This window comes from Dyadobacter alkalitolerans DSM 23607, assembly GCF_000428845.1.
GTDB classification, from domain to species: Bacteria; Bacteroidota; Bacteroidia; order Cytophagales; family Spirosomataceae; genus Dyadobacter; species Dyadobacter alkalitolerans.
Genome location: NZ_AUAS01000005.1, coordinates 414,605 through 430,270, shown reverse-complemented (window position 1 = coordinate 430,270; position 15,666 = coordinate 414,605). Strand labels below are relative to the sequence as shown.

Sequence of the window (15,666 nt, the reverse complement as noted above, 5' to 3'; positions counted from 1 at the left end):
TATTAAGAATTAGCCAATGCACGGTCCAGATGAACATAACCGCCGTCCACATAAATCAGCTGGCCTGTTGTATGACTTGAACGTTGTGATAGCAGAAAAACAGTCATGTTAGCGATTTCTTCGGCCGTTGTCATCCGGTTTTCCAATGGAATGTGCGCCGTGATGGAAGCCAGCTTTTCCTGCGGATTGGGCAGAGTTTCGATCCATCTTTCATAAAGCGGCGTCCAGCATTCAGCCACAATCACCGAATTGACACGGATGCCATATTTCAGAAGCTCCACTGCCCACTCACGGGTAAGTGCATTGCGTCCGCCGTTGGATGCAGCATACGCAGATGTGCCTCCCTGGCCTGTATCAGCGGTTTTTGAACTGATATTGACAATGGAACCTTTGGAAGCTTTTAATGCTGGCAATGCGTAATGTGCCATGAGATAGTAATGCACGACATTTTTATGCAGCGAAGCCATAAACGCTTCATAATTACCACTTTCAAGACCCACGCCGTCATTTACACCTGCGTTGTTCACCAGCCCGTCGATGCGGCCGAATTTTTCTAAAACGGCTGCAACGGCCTGCTCGCAAGCTTCGGGCCTGGTAAGCTCGGCAACCACCTGGAATGAGGACGTGCCTTTGGCGGAAAGCTCGTCAACCAATTTTTGATTATCAGCAGCATTGCGGCCAACTATAACCGGAATAGCGCCCTCGTTGGCCAGCACATGCACAATGCCTTCACCAATCCCTTTTGCGCCACCCGTTACGATAACGACTTTATCTTTTAATTGTAAATCCATAATAGAGAATGTTAGCAAGAATACGGACGACTTTTAATGGGAAGCACCCAGCGTCACATGTTTAATTGAATTGTTTTTGATCGCAAAATAAAGAACCACCAGGAAGCAGACCGCCGGAACAATATAGGCCGTTTGTATCGACGAAATATCAGAAACCTGACCCATAATAACCGGGAAAATCGCGCCGCCAACGATCGACATAATAACCAGTGAAGACCCGATTTTGGTCTGTTCTCCCAGTCCGCGGATACTGAGCGCAAAAATCGTCGGGAACATAATGGACATGAAAAACTGCACGCCTACCAATGCATATACCGCAACCATGCCTTCGGTAAGGACGGCCAGGATGAGCAATGCAACATTAATAATGCTGTAAAGTGCCAGTAAGCGCGGCGGAGCTACAAATCGCATCAGATAAGTGCCTATAAACCGGCCGATCATAAAGCTTAAAAATGCTCCGGACAGCACATATGCGGCCGTTTTTTCATCAATGCCTGCGACTTTATCTGAAAAACGAATAAAGAAACTGCTGATACAAACTTGCGCACCAACGTAGAAAAACTGTGCTATAACTCCTAAAATCAGGTTTTTTTCTGACCATATCGAGCCGCTGATCTTACCGCTGTCGTCCGTTTCCTCCTTGATTTCCGGCAATTGCGTGCGCCAGATCATTACCGCAACCAACAAAACCACAATTCCTATCACAAGAAAGGGTATTTGAACCGAAGAAGCTTCTGCATTGAGGTAACTGTTCAGCTGGTCCGCAGACATGGATTGCTCTTCCTGTTCAGAGAGTGTTTTTCCCGAGAGGATAAAAGTCCCGCCCATTAACGGCGCTAAAAATGCCGCTAAACCATTGAATGACTGTGCGAAATTAAGTCGCTGCGTAGCCGATTCACTGTCTCCCAGAACGGTTATGTATGGGTTAGCAGCCGTCTCCAGCAATGTTAAACCGCTTGCAATCACGAATAAGGCAAACAGGAAGAAGCCGAAATGCCTCATTTCGGCGGCTGGATAAAATAGGAATGTGCCAAATGCAAACAAAAGCAGCCCCAACGTGATCCCGGCTTTGTAACCGAACCTTTTCATAAAAAGTCCGGCAGGCAATGCAATCAGAAAGTAAGCGATATAAGAAGCCGAATCGATTAGTGCTGATTGAAAGTCACTTAGCTGACATGCTTTCTTTAAATGCGGAATGAGGATAGGGTTGAGATTAAGGGCGAAACCCCAAAGAAAAAATAAAGAAGTAATGAGAATGATAGCCAGCCGTGTTTTACGATCGGTCATAGAGGTCCGTAGTTAGTAATTAATAACAAGATATAGTAACGTCGCTTCGCCGCGTATCTACTTGACAAGGGCCGAATTCTTTTGGCAATTTATCACCCAATTACACATTCAGCAACCTTATCAGGACTTCTCTTTTTCTCCGCGAAACCTCTATTCTTGTCCCATCAGAAAGCACAACAAAATCATTGCCGTTGGAGATACGGATAACATGCTCAGCATTAACCAGGTGGGATTTGTGCGTCCGGATGAATTTAAATTGTTCGAGAATGTACTCAAAATATTTAAGCGTTTTGGTAGCAACAAAAGGTTTTACTTGATCCGTGAAATGGATAACCGAGTAGTTGCGGTCGGACTCGATGCGGATAATCTCAGCAAGCGGGAAAAAGAAAACGCCCTTACTAGAGCTAACCGTCAGCCGGAACTCTTTGGAGTCTTTTTTCTCCGCGCTGCCTATGAAATGCTCATATGTCTTTGGCCTTCTGGGCTTCATATTGCGCTTCACGAGATAGCGCTGGATCGCACCGACGAGTTCTTTCGGGTCAATGGGTTTCATCAGATAATCCAGCGCACTGAACCGAAGAGCCTGAATGGCATATTTACTCTGGCTGGTTGTGAAAATGACCTCAAACTGCGGATTTGTCAAACTTATCAGCAATTGAAACCCGTTTTGATAAGCCATTTCAATATTCAGAAATGCAATATCAGGCTCATAGTCAGTCAATAGCTCCCGTGCTTTGGCCGCTGACGCAGCGAAGCGGATTTCAGACACTTCCGGGACAAACTCGATGATCAGCCGATGCAGGAAACTCCTTGCCTTTTGTTCATCATCAACAATTAGAATTTTGATCATACCAGGCGGGCGAGGCACTTTTAATGCAAAGCCTATTGCACTTTTCTCGCATTCCAAAGTATTGGTAATTGAGAAAAGGCCGCCTTTCGGATGTGCGAACGGCCGCTATGGTTGATTCATTGGCTAATGTTCGGTCCCGTACTCCAAAGGTTTTTTCTGAAAGCTGTAAATCAGGTAGAACAATGCAGGAAGAATGAAAACGCTGCCGATCAGCAATGCGAGTGCCAGCGCCTCCATTGTTTTCTCCTGCCCGCTGTGTTCCAGCAGTGATAAATAACCGCCTCCTTTTAAGATTACAATGTTAGGGAAATGCTTGTAAGTGGTTGTCAGCAAGATCATTGTCACCTGAAATCCTGCAAGCGGCCGCAACAGAGCAAGCTTGCCCTGGTAAAGCAGCGACCACATCCAAACCAGCGAAAGCGTAGCAGAAACAATGGCGATCCGCCCGACCCAGTTTCCAAAGACCCAGTCGATCAGCGGAATGTGTTCGATATAGGCGGCAATAAAGACGAGTATCCCGCATATGACGGCAGCAATATTGAAAAACTGCGCTTTGTGTGCAAAGCGCAACCGGTCCTGATCATTATCCGTTTCACCGATCAGATATACAGAAGCCAAAAAACCGCAAATTGCTACAGTGAACAGGCCGACCGAAACCCCAAACCAATGCAGCCAGCTGAAAATATAAGCTGAAAGGAAGGTGTCAGCCTGTGGATCAATGTGGCCGGAAACGGCGCTTCCTGCAATGATGCCCAGAAATAGGGGCGTTATGAAGCTCGATATGGCAAATATCGTGTTGTATAAATACTGCATATCATCTACAACCGCGTCATAATGTCGGAAAGTAAAGGCTGTCCCACGTGCTATAATGCCCAGAAGCATGATGGTAAGCGGGATATGCAGGTGCACAGACATGGTTGAATAAATCACCGGAAAACCTACAAACAGGATCACGATGGCAATGATCAGCCACATGTGGTTCGCTTCCCAGATCGGCCCGATAGCGCCGTATAATGTCTTGCGGGTCACCGCTTTATTTTTACGTGACGTAAAAAGCTCGATGATCCCGGCGCCATAATCCGCACCGCCCAGCAGCAGGTAGAGGAGGATGGAAGTCCAGAGAAAGGTGATGACTATGTAGAGCATTTTAATTTAAAATGTTACCGGGTCGCCGGCGATGATTGAATGATTGACCGGGTCGCCGGGCGATGATTGACCGGGTCGCCGGGCGATGTGCTTGGTTGGCTTTATCTCGGTTTGTCGTATAGCGTTCCTACCATTTTGATTTGACGGTAGAGCATGAAAATTACGACTAATGCTAATGAGACATACACGGCGCTGAAAAGGTAGAATGAGTAGGCTATGCCAGGCATGGGGGTTACGGCGTCGGCAGTCCGCATGACGTTGTGGATGATCCAGGGTTGTCTGCCCACTTCTGTTACGGTCCAGCCAGCTTCCACGGCGATGAAGCCCAGCGGCGTTGCTGCAACGAACAATTTCAACAGCCACGGACTGGCGAGCCAGTTTTTCTTTTTCCAAAGCGCAATAAAATAAAGGATAGCAACCAGCATCATTGCCATGCCCATGCCGACCATAATCTGAAACGCATAATGCGTGATGGCTACCGGGGGCTGGTTTTCTTCGGGAATTTTATCCAGGCCTGTCACTTCTGATTCAAAATCACCGTGTGCCAGAAAGCTCAGGAAGCCAGGCAATTTTATGGCGTAATCCACCTTTTTATTCTCTTCGTCAGGGATGCCGCCGACGATCAGAGGCGCCGACTTTTCAGTATGGAAATGCGCCTCCATGGCCGCAAGCTTGGCAGGCTGGCGAATGGCCACATCCTTGGCCGAAATATCACCGCTTAGTGGTTGCAAAATCGCAGCTACGCACCCAAATATTGCGGCTATTTTAAAGGATTTGGTATGAAAAAGCACATTCTTGCCTTTTAGGATCATGAATGCGTGTACGCCCGCAACCGCAAAACCCGTGGCTACAAACGCAGCAATGGTCATATGAAGTGCCTGCGAAAACCAGGCGTCATTGAACATGGCTTCGATAGGATCAATGTTGATGTATTGGCCGTTGACAAAATCAAAACCAGCCGGACTGTTCATCCACGCATTCGCAGCCACCACCAGGATTCCGGATGCAAGTCCGCTTACGCCGACAATGACGCCGGTGAACCAGTGGAACCATTTGTTAAACCGGTCCCAACCATAAAGGAAAAAACCCAGGGCAATGGCCTCAATAAAAAATGCCGTTCCTTCCAGCGAGAACGGCATTCCAAATATGGGACCTGCGTGTTTCATAAATTCCGGCCATAAGAGCCCAAGTTCAAATGAAAGGACCGTCCCGGAGACGGCGCCTGTCGCGAAGAAAATTGCAACGCCTTTGCTCCATGCTTTTGTGACGTTTTTATAAACAATGTTGCCGGTCCTGAGCCAGTAATAATGCGCTACGGCCATAAAAAACGGCATGACCATGCCAATACAGGAAAATATAATATGAAAGCCCAGCGAAAGGGCCATCTGAGATCGGGCAGCTATAAAATCATCCATTGTGGAATTATTTTACTAAAAAATTGGAGGTCTCCAAAAAACTTCCGGCACCAAAACCGGCACCATCCAAAACTAGTGAAGTCTTATATCAAGAACCAGTTTTTTGGTAAAAAGGATCAGGAGAAATGAGAGGGATAAGGAAAAGTTTAGATGCTTAATCTTCTTTATGGAACCTGCACTTTCGAGTGAAATTTTAAATCAATATTAGTAATCAAACAAAAAATAATTAGTAATATTACTAATGAAACGCCAATGTTCTTGATATGTTAGGTATTATCGAAGATTATAAAGAGTTAAAGAGTCATTTAGGAATCCTGATTGATAAGTCAGGATATAAAAATGCCTATATCGCGGAGAAAACCGGCATTCCTGCACCTAATTTTTCCCAAAAAAAGAAACGTGGAAACTGGTCGGTTGAGGAAGTGGAAAAAATTTTGAAAGTAATTGAAAATCAGGAGCTGGAAGATATCTTTCTTCTCGAAATTTTAAAGGACCGGGATAAGGGCGATACCTTAACTTTTGAGCAGTTCCAAAAAGAAATGGGATGGAACTAGTTGTCGAAAAGACATTTGTGAAGGAATTAAAACGTTGTCCGAATTATATTCAGCGACAAGTCGCTGTTGTTTTGAATACGATCAAAGTCGTTGATCACATCATGGATATCCCTGACTGTTCCTTGCTGCAAGGAAAAGGCAATAAGGAATATTACCGGATTCGTGTGGGTGGTTACAGGATTGGCCTTAAATATGATGGCGGCACGATCAAGATTGTTTCCATTATTACGATCCAGTCACGCGGGGATATTTACAAAAAATTTTCTCCTAAATAATGTCATCCATTACGCTTCTCAGCCAGCCTTTTCTTCACAACATCTGCCGGGTATTTTAATGCGAGCTGCCTTATTTCGTAGGTGAATTCTTTGAATGTTTCTTCCCAGACTTCGGCTTCGCCGGGTTCGTAGTTGTAGAATCCGTGGGAGTTGGAGATGCCTCGGCCGCCTTCGCGAACTACTTTATCGATAAGTTCGGGGACTTCGGTACTGTTGTTTAAGGTAGGGAGCAGGTTTTTCATGACGGTGTGATAGGCGGGCACGCCGGTCAGGTCCATCCAGCGGAAAACACCGACCAATGTCATAAAATAACCGGCATTGTTGCGGCAAGAGCGGTCGACGTCTTCAATTGTCGCGTAACCATTTTCTACCAGACTGATTGCCTCGCGATACATGGCATACATGAGCCGGTTGGTGATAAATCCGGCAATGTCCTTTCTCACCAGGATCGGCTCTTTTCCCCATTTGTAGGAAAGCTCGTACAGATATTCCGCGTTTTTAATGTCCGTATCATCTCCGCAGATCACTTCCAGAAACCGCGTTGTATGCGCCGGTTCAGTCCAGTGCAGTCCCAGAAAGCGCTGAGGATGAAGTGTTAACTTTTGCAGCTGACTAATTGGAATAGCAGAAGTGTTGCTCGACAACAATGCATCCGGCGCAATAACTGCTTCAACTTTTTTATATACTGAATTCTTGATATCAATGTCTTCAATCGTGCATTCGTTAACAATTTTGCACGGTTTCAGCTGGGCGTAATCCTCGGTAATGATGAGATTTTTGAAATAAAATTCCGGATCATTTTCAATGAGTCCCTTTTCTTTTGCATTTTCCAGATGTTCCCGAATCCTTCTTTCCGCATGAAGCAGATCCGCGCTCACAGGCGCAACGGCAACCACGGGATGGCCGGCGATCAGCAGGCACGTCACAATACTGCAACCCATTAATCCCAAACCCACTATGCCGACTGGTATTTCATTTGGATTCATTTCAAGAACATTTATATAAAAGATGAAATAAAAAGGACGTTTGCAGAGCTTCCTACTACAAAAAGAGCCCTGGAATCGCAACTCCAGGGCTCTTAACCTATTATTTACTCAGTATGTCAAAACCAGGTCTATCGTGACCATCTATCCACTTCACTTTCCACTTCTTCACGGGTCTTTCCTAGTTTTTTTTGAAGCTTTCCAAGAAGTTCGTCTTCTTTACCATCTTCATATAACAGGTCATCGTCGGTCAAATCTGCATATTGTTGTTTGAATTTGCCTTTTAGCTCGTTCCAATTGCCTTTTACTTGTTGTGTGAAAGCACTCATGACTTTTTCTATTTAAATTTAAAAAGTAGCCTCGTTAGAAGCATTGAACTACACACAACAGTTCAAACATCATACCAAACCGTGTTTTGTGTCCTTGCTAAATGATTTCAAGGATCAGTGCAACGTTTTGTATGGAAAATCTTACGCAGATTGTGCAATCAGCTTATCAAGGCGTACAATTCCCTGCACCATAGAACGCACGGAATGGTAATTCACCTTCCATGAATGGCTCATATGCTTCCAGATCGGCTCTCCCTGGCGTGTCAGCAAAGGCAGCCATTCGCCTACTTCATGGTGGATCATTTTATCAAACACAAAACGGTGCGTTGCATCGTAAGCTTTCAGATATTTTTCATCGCCGTAAACGCGGTAAGCGTCCAGCATGCCAATGATCACCTCGGCTTGTTGCCAAAACTCCTTTTCACGGTCATAAACTTCACCCGCGTGCGAGCCCTCCACATACACGCCACCGAATTCCCAGTCGATGCCGTGTTCCACAGCGTGATCATACGAAGCCAGAAGTTGGCCCTGATAGGCGTCATAAGGCACGCCAGCAATGTCGAGCGCGTGCATAAGCAACCATGCAAACTCTACATTATGGCCATAGCTTGTATTGTCTTCGGCACTGCTTTTCATGCCGTCTTCCGAAAACCGGTCCCAGCCCCAGATAATGTCGAATTTGATCTGCGGTGCAACCGTCCAGTCTGCCCAGAATTGGGGAATGCCTGTTTTATAGGTTGGGTGCATGATTTTATGCAAAAGCAGCTCGATAATTTCCATCAGCTTGCGCTTGTGGACCTGTTTCTGGCTCGCTTCATATAAGGTAGTGAAGGCCTCCATTAAATGCATGTGCGCATCCAGGGTTTTGCGGTCGCCGCCAGCCGGGCCATTGCCTTTCAGCTCCCAATTGCGGTGGAACATTTCAAAATAGCCGCCATAGTAAGTGTCTGCGCCGTGGATTTGTAGCAGATCAAACACCTTTTCCGCATATTCCAAACCCCTCGGATCGCCCGTTGCTAATGTGTATTCGGCCAGGCTGTAAATAGCAAAGCTGTGTCCGTAAACGATCTTTTCATCGATCTTAACATTTCCTTTACGGTCCAAGAGCCAGTAAAAACCGCCATTTTTCTCATCCCACATTTTATTGATCAGGAAATCGACGCCGTGGCTTGCGATAGCAGCATAGCGACCGTCGCCATAGCCAGCCCTATGCGCAGAGGAAAATGTAAAAACAGTTCTGGTTTGCGCTATAAGCGACTTCTCATCCTCACCGGAGTCATTTCCGGCATTGTCGAAATGCGTAATAAAGCCGCCATTTTCCTTGTCTACACATCTGGTTTCCCAAAAAGGAAGCAGTTCAGTTGTCAAATGGTTGTGAATCTCGTCGCGGTAACTTTTTAATTGATCAATGCTCATTTTGGAAATCCTATTTTATGTCCCGGAAAGGGCTGTTTTGTTTAAAGTTTTTTCTATTTAAGACCAGCTGATACTATAACTACTTAAAGGAAAAAATGGACTACTTACCCGATATTTGCAAATGCTAAGACATACTTCGTAATTAGCAAAGAATTCTTTAACCTGAAATGATATGAGCAATCCTGAAATTGTAGAGATCCTGGAATTGACCGCCAAATTAATGGAACTGCACGGTGTGGACCCTTTTAAGATCAAAGGATATTCCATTGCGGCCTTTTACCTGGATAAATATAAGGAAGGAGAGCTCCAAAATATGACGGAACAGGAGCTTACCAAGTTGCAGGGCATTGGTAAAAGCACTGCCGGGAAAATTGTTCAGATCGCGAAAACAGGAACATTCCCCGAGCTCGAAGAGCTGCTGCGCAACACGCCGCTGGGGGTGATGGAAATGTTCAATATCAAAGGAATAGGGCCAAAAAAGATAGCGGTTCTGTGGCAGGAGCTGGGCATTGACAACCTGCACGAGCTCGAACTTGCTTGCCTGAACGGTTCCGTCGCCAAGCTCAAAGGCTTCGGCGGGAGCATTCAGCAAAAGATCATCGATTCATTGGCATTTCTGAAAGATCAGGCGGGTAAATTGCGGATGGATAAGGCAGAAGTGATTGCGGAAATGATCGTCAGAGAGCTGAAAAAAAACTTTGATCAGGTGGAAGTAGCAGGAGACATCCGGCGCCGTGCTGAAATTGTCGACAACATTAAAATACTGGTCGGAACGGATTCGCCGGCTTTGTTGCAGACATTTATTGGTGACATTGAAATCCTGGTCCAGGATGAAAAGCGGTCGTCACCTTTTGTATGGCGGGGAAATGTGCAGGACGTGGCCGTTGGCATTGAAATTATCGCTTCCAAGCCGGAACGTGTTGTGAATGAATTATTTATAGAAACTTCTGACGCCTTACATTTAGGCTATCCCACATCAACCGGCAGCACAATCTGGCGGCAAGCCCATTACGAAGAGGCGGAGAATGAAGAAGCTATTTACCAAAAAGCGGGATTGCCTTACATTGTTCCTGAAATGCGGGAAGGTGCCGGTGAATTTGCCTGGGCTGAGACACATTCCGCCGATCAACTCATTACCTGGGACGATCTGAAAGGGATTTTACACAACCACAGCACTTATTCCGATGGCCAGCATACATTGGAACAAATGGCGCTTTATTGCAGGGAGCTGGGTTTTGAATATCTGGGAATTGCTGATCACTCGCAAACCGCCACCTATGCCCAAGGTCTTAAAGTAGAGGACGTTATCCGTCAGCACGAAGAGATTGCGAAACTGAATGCACGTTTTGCATCCGAAAATCCGGAAAAGCCTTTCAAAATTCTAAAAGGAATAGAATCCGACATTCTGGGTGACGGTTCGCTGGATTACCCAACAGAAATTCTGGCCTCATTCGACTACATTGTTGCTTCCGTGCATAGTAACCTTACCATGTCGTTGGAAAAGGCTACAACGCGCTTGCTAAAAGCCATTGAAAATCCATATACAACCATCCTGGGCCACCCAACCGGCCGCTTACTGCTCTCCCGTGAAGGCTATCCCATCGATCACAAAGCCATTATCGACGCTTGCGCAGCGCATAATGTAGTTATAGAAATCAACGCTTCTCCCTGGCGCCTCGACCTCGACTGGCGCTGGATTTCCTACTGCATGGAAAAAGGCGTCCTGCTCAGCATCAACCCCGACGCCCACTCCAAAGAAGGCTATTTCGACATGCATTACGGCGTAGCAGTAGCAAGAAAAGGCGGTTTAACGAAGGATATGACGTTTAATGCGTTTGGGTTGGAGCGGATGCAGGAGTATTTGCAGGGGAGGTTAGCACGCGTTGCGGTTTAAACACTAATCCTTCCCCAACACCAAAGCCAAAATCCTCGGAATCTTAGTCCGGTCGTTGTCGTCAAAGAATTCGTGGACTTCTTCAATTTTTAGGCCGTGTTTTGCTGCGGCTTCGGTGAAGTCGGAGATGTTGTGGGTGAAGCAGGGGACTATGGTCTGGCCTTCTTCGGTTTCGAAGCGGGCCTTGGAGCCGGAATATTGTTTGAATGGATGCAGCTCGCCGAGGTAAACTTTTCCGTTGGAAGATAGTTTTTTACTTACTTCACTGAAAATGAAATCCAGGTTTTCAATGTGCTCCAAAACGAGACTGAATGTGATCAGCTCAAAGTTTTCCTGAGTGAAATTCCAGCCTTGCGTAATGTCTGCCTGGACGAATACAGCGTTCGAGCCGGCAAGTTTTTCTTTGGCTTTGGCCAACATTTCAGCTGAAAGGTCCGCACCAACCAGCTTTTTCGTTCTCGTGATAAGATATTGAGAATTTTTCCCGGTTCCGCATCCGATTTCAAGAATGCTTTCAAATGTCTGATCACCAAAGATCCCGCGCAGTGCCACTGCTTCCAGATCCCGAGTTTTATTCACATTCGTATCATATTGCTCCGACCATTTGTCATAAGCTTTTTGCGTAGTATCAGTGCTCATTTTTACAAAATCCTAATTTCCTTATTTGTTTCAAAAATTTCCTGCGGCAAATATGCAGTAATTCCTGTTTTTAACGCATCTATGAGCCTTGTTTTCATTTGTTCGCGGTTCACCAGCAGGCAAACTTCACGCGCTGGCTCAGGAAACTGAAAGCTCCGGATGTGCTTTTTCCTGACGTCAGAAAGCTCCATAACCGCCATTTCGGGCAGAATGGTAATGCCTCCGTTCTTTTCAACCATCCGGATCAACGTTTCTATACTGCCCGACCGGTAACTAAAACTGCTGCCAAACTGGCTATTCCGGCTCAACTCACAAAGTCGCTGGATCTGCGTGCGAAAACAATGTCCTTCTTCCAGCAGCCAAAGTTCATTGGGTTCGAGATCTGCTGGCAGGATGTATTTTTTGGCATATAAATCAGTGTTTTCCGAAACATAGGCGTAAAAGCGTTCCTTATATAGCGGAATTTCCTGCAAGCTGCTTTCTTCGGATAGCGAGGCGATGATCCCCACATCCAGATTGCCCAGTTTCAACTCACTAATGATCCTTTCCGTGATCATTTCGGACACATGCAGCTTGATGTCCGGATAATGACTGATAAATGGATTCACAAAATGTGGCAGCAGATAAGGCGCAATGGTTGGGATGATCCCGATCCGCAATTCGCCCGATAAGTCACCATTAAAATGCTTGGCGATCTCATTCATCCGCGATGCTTCACGCAAAATCGTTTTAGCCTGATCAATTATTTCACGGCCAATTCCGGTTGGGACAATCGGCTGCTTCGTCCGGTCAAAAATCTTAACAGCTAATTCTTCTTCCAACTTACGGATCATCATCGAAAGCGTAGGCTGGGTCACATTGCAATGCTCAGCCGCCTGAACAAAATGCCTGTAGTTATCAACGGCTACAATGTATTCCAGTTGTTGAATATTCATTTAATAGGTTAGAGTCAGTAATATTAATAGATTTTATTTATGCGAAAATACAATTTAAATGCTTTGCTCTATAATGAAATTGAGCTGTATTCCTTAAATAATCGACATAGACGTTGCATAGCTGCTATTTCAGCTTCTTCACAAGCGTAAGGTTTAAAAGCGACTGCATTTGTGTGATAGCGATTTGGTTAAGCTGAACCAGTCGATCCGAAGCACTTAACTTTTGTTGAATGAGCATTGCGTTAATGCTTTCCAAATTGGAGAGGATAACTAGTTGCTCAATGGACGCATTATCCCGCACATTGCCCATAATCCCTTTATTCTGATCACGCCATTCTTTGGCAGTCATTCCAAAGAGCGCCATATTGAGCAGATCTGCTTCGCTTGCATAAATCGCACTGCATTGTTCCCTGTTCAGCGATTTTGGAATAAGATGCGCTTTGATTGCATCGGTATGAATCGTGTAGTTTACCTTGACCAGCGTTCTTTGCAGATTCCAGCTTTGTTTGAGGCGATCACTTTCATCTGATTTCAGGCGTTGAAATTCTTTAATCAAGTACAATTTAAATGATGGAGAGATCCATGAAGCGAATTCAAAGGCAATATCTTTGTGCGCATATGTGCCGCCACCATATCTTCCTGCCTTGGAAATCAGGCCAATAGCATTTGTTTTTTCAATCCATTGTTTCGGAGATAAAATGAATGAATTGCTCCCCGCATCATTTTTAAAGTCATCGAATTCGATGACTTTAAAATTCGAATTATGCATCTGTTCCCACAGTCCCATAAATTCAATTGTGAATCTTGTCCTGAGCCAATTTAAGACGAGCTGTCCGGCTAACTCCGGATTTTTGTGCTTGGCAATGTCTGTGAGGGATATGAAATCGTTGTCATTAATGTTCATAAGGTCGATTTCCTGCCCTGAAACTTGAATGGTTGTGTTTTTTGTCGTCATAGCATTGTTGGTTAAATGCTATTGAGACGTTGTTGATTGGAAAAAGTAACGGCTAGTCGATAAAACTTTGGATTAAATGATGATTAAATTCATCTTGTCGAACAGCTCTGGCTGGATTTTTTTAATGTGAGCTGGAACAAGATCGCGTTTGTCACACTTTAATCCAATGAAAATGAAAAACTTGAAAGCATTAGTCTTGCTGGCCTTTATGGCATTTGCCGCGCCTTCATTTGCGCAAACTGCAACACCAGCCAAACCGGCTACCAACAAAACGACCGTTGCCACCAGGCAGACCGGAAATGACAAGACGACCATTAAGGTAAAAGCCAACGGAACGCCCGACAAGCGTTATGCTGAGAACAAGAAACTCAAAGCCGACGGGACGCCGGACAAGCGTTACAGCGAAAACAAGAACCTGAAAAAAGACGGCATGCCGGATAAACGTTACAAAAGCAATAAAGCCGACTCGCTAAAAGCGTCTAAAAAGCAATAGATCAAATAAATGCCGGAAATATTTTCCGGAAAATCTAGGGTAAGCGCCCGACTGGTTGTCATTCCAATGAACAGCCTAAGTCGGGCGCTTATTTTTTACCAGTAATCTACCATTGCAATGAACGTAGCCATCGCGGATCACGTGACATATTTAAGCAGGGATCGGGAAGCAGAGTTTGAACGGGTTTTTAAAGCACACTTTAAGGGCCTCCATGCCTATGCCTGCACTATTCTGCGGGACGATATTATGGCCGAGGAAATGGTGCAAAATGTGTTTTGCCGGCTTTGGGAAAAAACAGATCACATTGAAATCAAAGAATCCGTCAGCGGCTATCTCTACCGCTCGGTTTATCATGAAAGCCTTAATTATATCAAACATTTGAAAGTGAGGGACGCCTACCAAACGTACGCAATTAACCAAATGGAACACAGCAATAACACCTCCCATCCGCTGGAACTGAAAGAGCTCGAACAGCGCCTGGACAAAGCCCTTAAAGAATTGCCCGAAAAGTGCAGAACGATTTTCCAGATGAGCCGTTTTGAAGAACTGAAATACCAGGAAATCGCCGACCGCCTGCAATTGCCATTGAAAACAGTGGAAAATCAAATGGGTAAGGCACTGCGTCTGCTGCGCCTGAAACTGGTTGATTTCCTGCCTGCATCCATCCTTTTATTTCTCCTCAGCTAATCCGTGCCGGTCATGAATAAAGAACTGAATTACAACATAGACGACCTGCTTGTCAAGGCTTTACTGGATGAGACGAGCGTCGCAGAACAGATCGAGATCAACCAATGGTTGTCCGACAGCGATGATAACCAGCGTTATTTCGAACATTTTGAATTGATATGGAACCAGAGCAAGCAACTCGCGGCACAGAGCGCCGTGGATGAAAACGCAGCCTGGGAGCGGTTCCGCAAACGGACACAGAAGAGTAGGGAAGAAGAAGCGCCGGTAATCCCGCTTTATGAGTCCCAAAAGTCGTTCGCGCTCCTCAGGGCCGCCGCGCTGATTGCCGCAACTTTGTGCACCGGCTGGCTTGCATATGTATTTTTTGGTCAAAATGCGGAGCCGCAAATGCTGACCGTTCGATCAGGGAGAGAAACAGTGATCGATACATTGCCCGACGGGTCCATTGTGACTTTGAATAAAAAATCAAGCATTTCTTATCCGGCGGAATTCTCTGGTGGCAAAAGGGAAGTGTCATTAACGGGCGAGGCGTTTTTTGAGGTTACCAAAGACAAGACCAAACCGTTTGTGATCGCTGTGAATGATATGACCGTTAAGGTTTTGGGGACTAGTTTTAATGTGAAGGACAATGCAAAGAAGACAGAAGTGATCGTGGAAACCGGTTTGGTTGAAGTGGCTAAAAACAACGAGTTTGTCCGCATTAGTCCAAAGCAGAAAGCAACGGTGCTTAAATCGCATCCGGCACTGGTTAAGGATGAAACGGCAGATGATTTTTACAAATATTACAGGACAAACAAGCTGGTGTGCAACGATACGCCTTTGTGGAGATTGGTGGAAATACTGAATGAAACTTACGACGCCAATATTGTGATTGAAAATGAACGTCTGAACAACATGCCTATCAACACCACATTTGATAAAAAGTCGCTGGACAGCACATTGAGCCTGATTAGTGAAACATTAACAATAAAAGTTGAGCATAGCGGAGAGCAGATCATTTTGAAATAGCGCTTATCT

The 15,666-nt window shown here is 45.4% G+C and carries 17 protein-coding genes; 6 read left to right on the top strand and 11 right to left on the bottom strand.

Annotated elements, in window-relative coordinates; translation table 11 throughout:
• Nucleotides 1-2 precede the first annotated feature (2 nt).
• The 5 genes from G395_RS0112960 to G395_RS0112940 form a co-directional block, all read right to left on the bottom strand.
• Entirely contained in the window at nucleotides 3-791 is a 789-nt protein-coding gene (locus tag G395_RS0112960) for an L-fucose dehydrogenase (protein ID WP_026630434.1), read from the bottom strand.
• A 33-nt stretch (nucleotides 792-824) separates the two neighbouring features.
• Nucleotides 825-2,078 (bottom strand): L-fucose:H+ symporter permease, encoded by a 1,254-nt coding sequence (gene fucP, locus G395_RS0112955; RefSeq protein ID WP_026630433.1) that lies wholly within the window; start codon nucleotides 2,076-2,078, stop codon nucleotides 825-827.
• A 100-nt stretch (nucleotides 2,079-2,178) separates the two neighbouring features.
• Nucleotides 2,179-2,928: a LytR/AlgR family response regulator transcription factor gene (locus tag G395_RS0112950; RefSeq protein ID WP_026630432.1), complete on the bottom strand. Its 750-nt coding sequence runs from the start codon at nucleotides 2,926-2,928 to the stop codon at nucleotides 2,179-2,181.
• A gap of 123 nt (nucleotides 2,929-3,051) precedes the next feature.
• Nucleotides 3,052-4,074 carry a cytochrome d ubiquinol oxidase subunit II gene (locus G395_RS0112945; protein WP_026630431.1) on the bottom strand — a complete coding sequence of 341 codons (1,023 nt, stop codon included), beginning with the start codon at nucleotides 4,072-4,074 and terminating at the stop codon, nucleotides 3,052-3,054.
• 101 nt (nucleotides 4,075-4,175) lie between these two features.
• Complete coding sequence (locus G395_RS0112940; RefSeq protein WP_026630430.1) at nucleotides 4,176-5,489, bottom strand: cytochrome ubiquinol oxidase subunit I; 1,314 nt, start codon at nucleotides 5,487-5,489, stop codon at nucleotides 4,176-4,178.
• A gap of 263 nt (nucleotides 5,490-5,752) precedes the next feature.
• Here G395_RS0112940 and G395_RS0112935 point away from each other — a divergent pair, with 263 nt between their 5' ends.
• The gene (locus tag G395_RS0112935; RefSeq protein ID WP_026630429.1) at nucleotides 5,753-6,043 is read left to right on the top strand and encodes a hypothetical protein; all 291 of its coding nucleotides are present in this window, start codon (nucleotides 5,753-5,755) and stop codon (nucleotides 6,041-6,043) included.
• The gene (locus tag G395_RS0112930; RefSeq protein WP_026630428.1) at nucleotides 6,034-6,318 is read left to right on the top strand and encodes a type II toxin-antitoxin system RelE family toxin; all 285 of its coding nucleotides are present in this window, start codon (nucleotides 6,034-6,036) and stop codon (nucleotides 6,316-6,318) included. The genes G395_RS0112935 and G395_RS0112930 overlap by 10 nt, the downstream gene beginning before the upstream one ends.
• A gap of 2 nt (nucleotides 6,319-6,320) precedes the next feature.
• Here the strand turns inward: G395_RS0112930 and G395_RS0112925 are convergent, their stop codons facing one another.
• The 3 genes from G395_RS0112925 to G395_RS0112915 all read right to left on the bottom strand — a co-directional run bounded on the left by G395_RS0112925 (nucleotide 6,321) and on the right by G395_RS0112915 (nucleotide 9,046).
• Complete coding sequence (locus G395_RS0112925) at nucleotides 6,321-7,304, bottom strand: 3-hydroxyacyl-CoA dehydrogenase family protein (protein ID WP_026630427.1); 984 nt, start codon at nucleotides 7,302-7,304, stop codon at nucleotides 6,321-6,323.
• Nucleotides 7,305-7,432: 128 nt separating this feature from the next.
• The gene (locus G395_RS0112920) at nucleotides 7,433-7,630 is read right to left on the bottom strand and encodes a CsbD family protein (protein WP_026630426.1); all 198 of its coding nucleotides are present in this window, start codon (nucleotides 7,628-7,630) and stop codon (nucleotides 7,433-7,435) included.
• Nucleotides 7,631-7,771: 141 nt separating this feature from the next.
• Complete coding sequence (locus G395_RS0112915) at nucleotides 7,772-9,046, bottom strand: beta-1,2-mannosidase (RefSeq protein ID WP_026630425.1); 1,275 nt, start codon at nucleotides 9,044-9,046, stop codon at nucleotides 7,772-7,774.
• A gap of 172 nt (nucleotides 9,047-9,218) precedes the next feature.
• Here G395_RS0112915 and G395_RS0112910 point away from each other — a divergent pair, with 172 nt between their 5' ends.
• Complete coding sequence (locus G395_RS0112910; RefSeq protein WP_026630424.1) at nucleotides 9,219-10,940, top strand: DNA polymerase/3'-5' exonuclease PolX; 1,722 nt, start codon at nucleotides 9,219-9,221, stop codon at nucleotides 10,938-10,940.
• 3 nt (nucleotides 10,941-10,943) lie between these two features.
• On the opposite strand, the gene G395_RS0112905 is transcribed toward G395_RS0112910, so the two are convergent.
• The 3 genes from G395_RS0112905 to G395_RS0112895 form a co-directional block, all read right to left on the bottom strand.
• Complete coding sequence (locus G395_RS0112905; protein WP_026630423.1) at nucleotides 10,944-11,579, bottom strand: class I SAM-dependent DNA methyltransferase; 636 nt, start codon at nucleotides 11,577-11,579, stop codon at nucleotides 10,944-10,946.
• A 2-nt stretch (nucleotides 11,580-11,581) separates the two neighbouring features.
• On the bottom strand, nucleotides 11,582-12,514 hold the full coding sequence (locus G395_RS0112900) for a hydrogen peroxide-inducible genes activator (RefSeq protein WP_026630422.1): 933 nt from the start codon (nucleotides 12,512-12,514) through the stop codon (nucleotides 11,582-11,584).
• A 124-nt stretch (nucleotides 12,515-12,638) separates the two neighbouring features.
• Nucleotides 12,639-13,469 (bottom strand): KilA-N domain-containing protein, encoded by an 831-nt coding sequence (locus G395_RS0112895; protein WP_026630421.1) that lies wholly within the window; start codon nucleotides 13,467-13,469, stop codon nucleotides 12,639-12,641.
• A gap of 172 nt (nucleotides 13,470-13,641) precedes the next feature.
• On the opposite strand from G395_RS0112895, the gene G395_RS0112890 reads away from it, so the two are divergent.
• The 3 genes from G395_RS0112890 (at nucleotide 13,642) to G395_RS0112880 (ending at nucleotide 15,657) form a co-directional block, all read left to right on the top strand.
• Nucleotides 13,642-13,962, top strand: coding sequence for a hypothetical protein (locus G395_RS0112890; protein ID WP_026630420.1), 321 nt, complete (start codon nucleotides 13,642-13,644; stop codon nucleotides 13,960-13,962).
• 117 nt (nucleotides 13,963-14,079) lie between these two features.
• Nucleotides 14,080-14,649 carry an RNA polymerase sigma-70 factor gene (locus G395_RS0112885; RefSeq protein WP_026630419.1) on the top strand — a complete coding sequence of 190 codons (570 nt, stop codon included), beginning with the start codon at nucleotides 14,080-14,082 and terminating at the stop codon, nucleotides 14,647-14,649.
• A 12-nt stretch (nucleotides 14,650-14,661) separates the two neighbouring features.
• Nucleotides 14,662-15,657, top strand: a complete 996-nt coding sequence (locus tag G395_RS0112880; RefSeq protein ID WP_026630418.1) for a FecR family protein — start codon at nucleotides 14,662-14,664, stop codon at nucleotides 15,655-15,657.
• Nucleotides 15,658-15,666 lie beyond the last annotated feature (9 nt).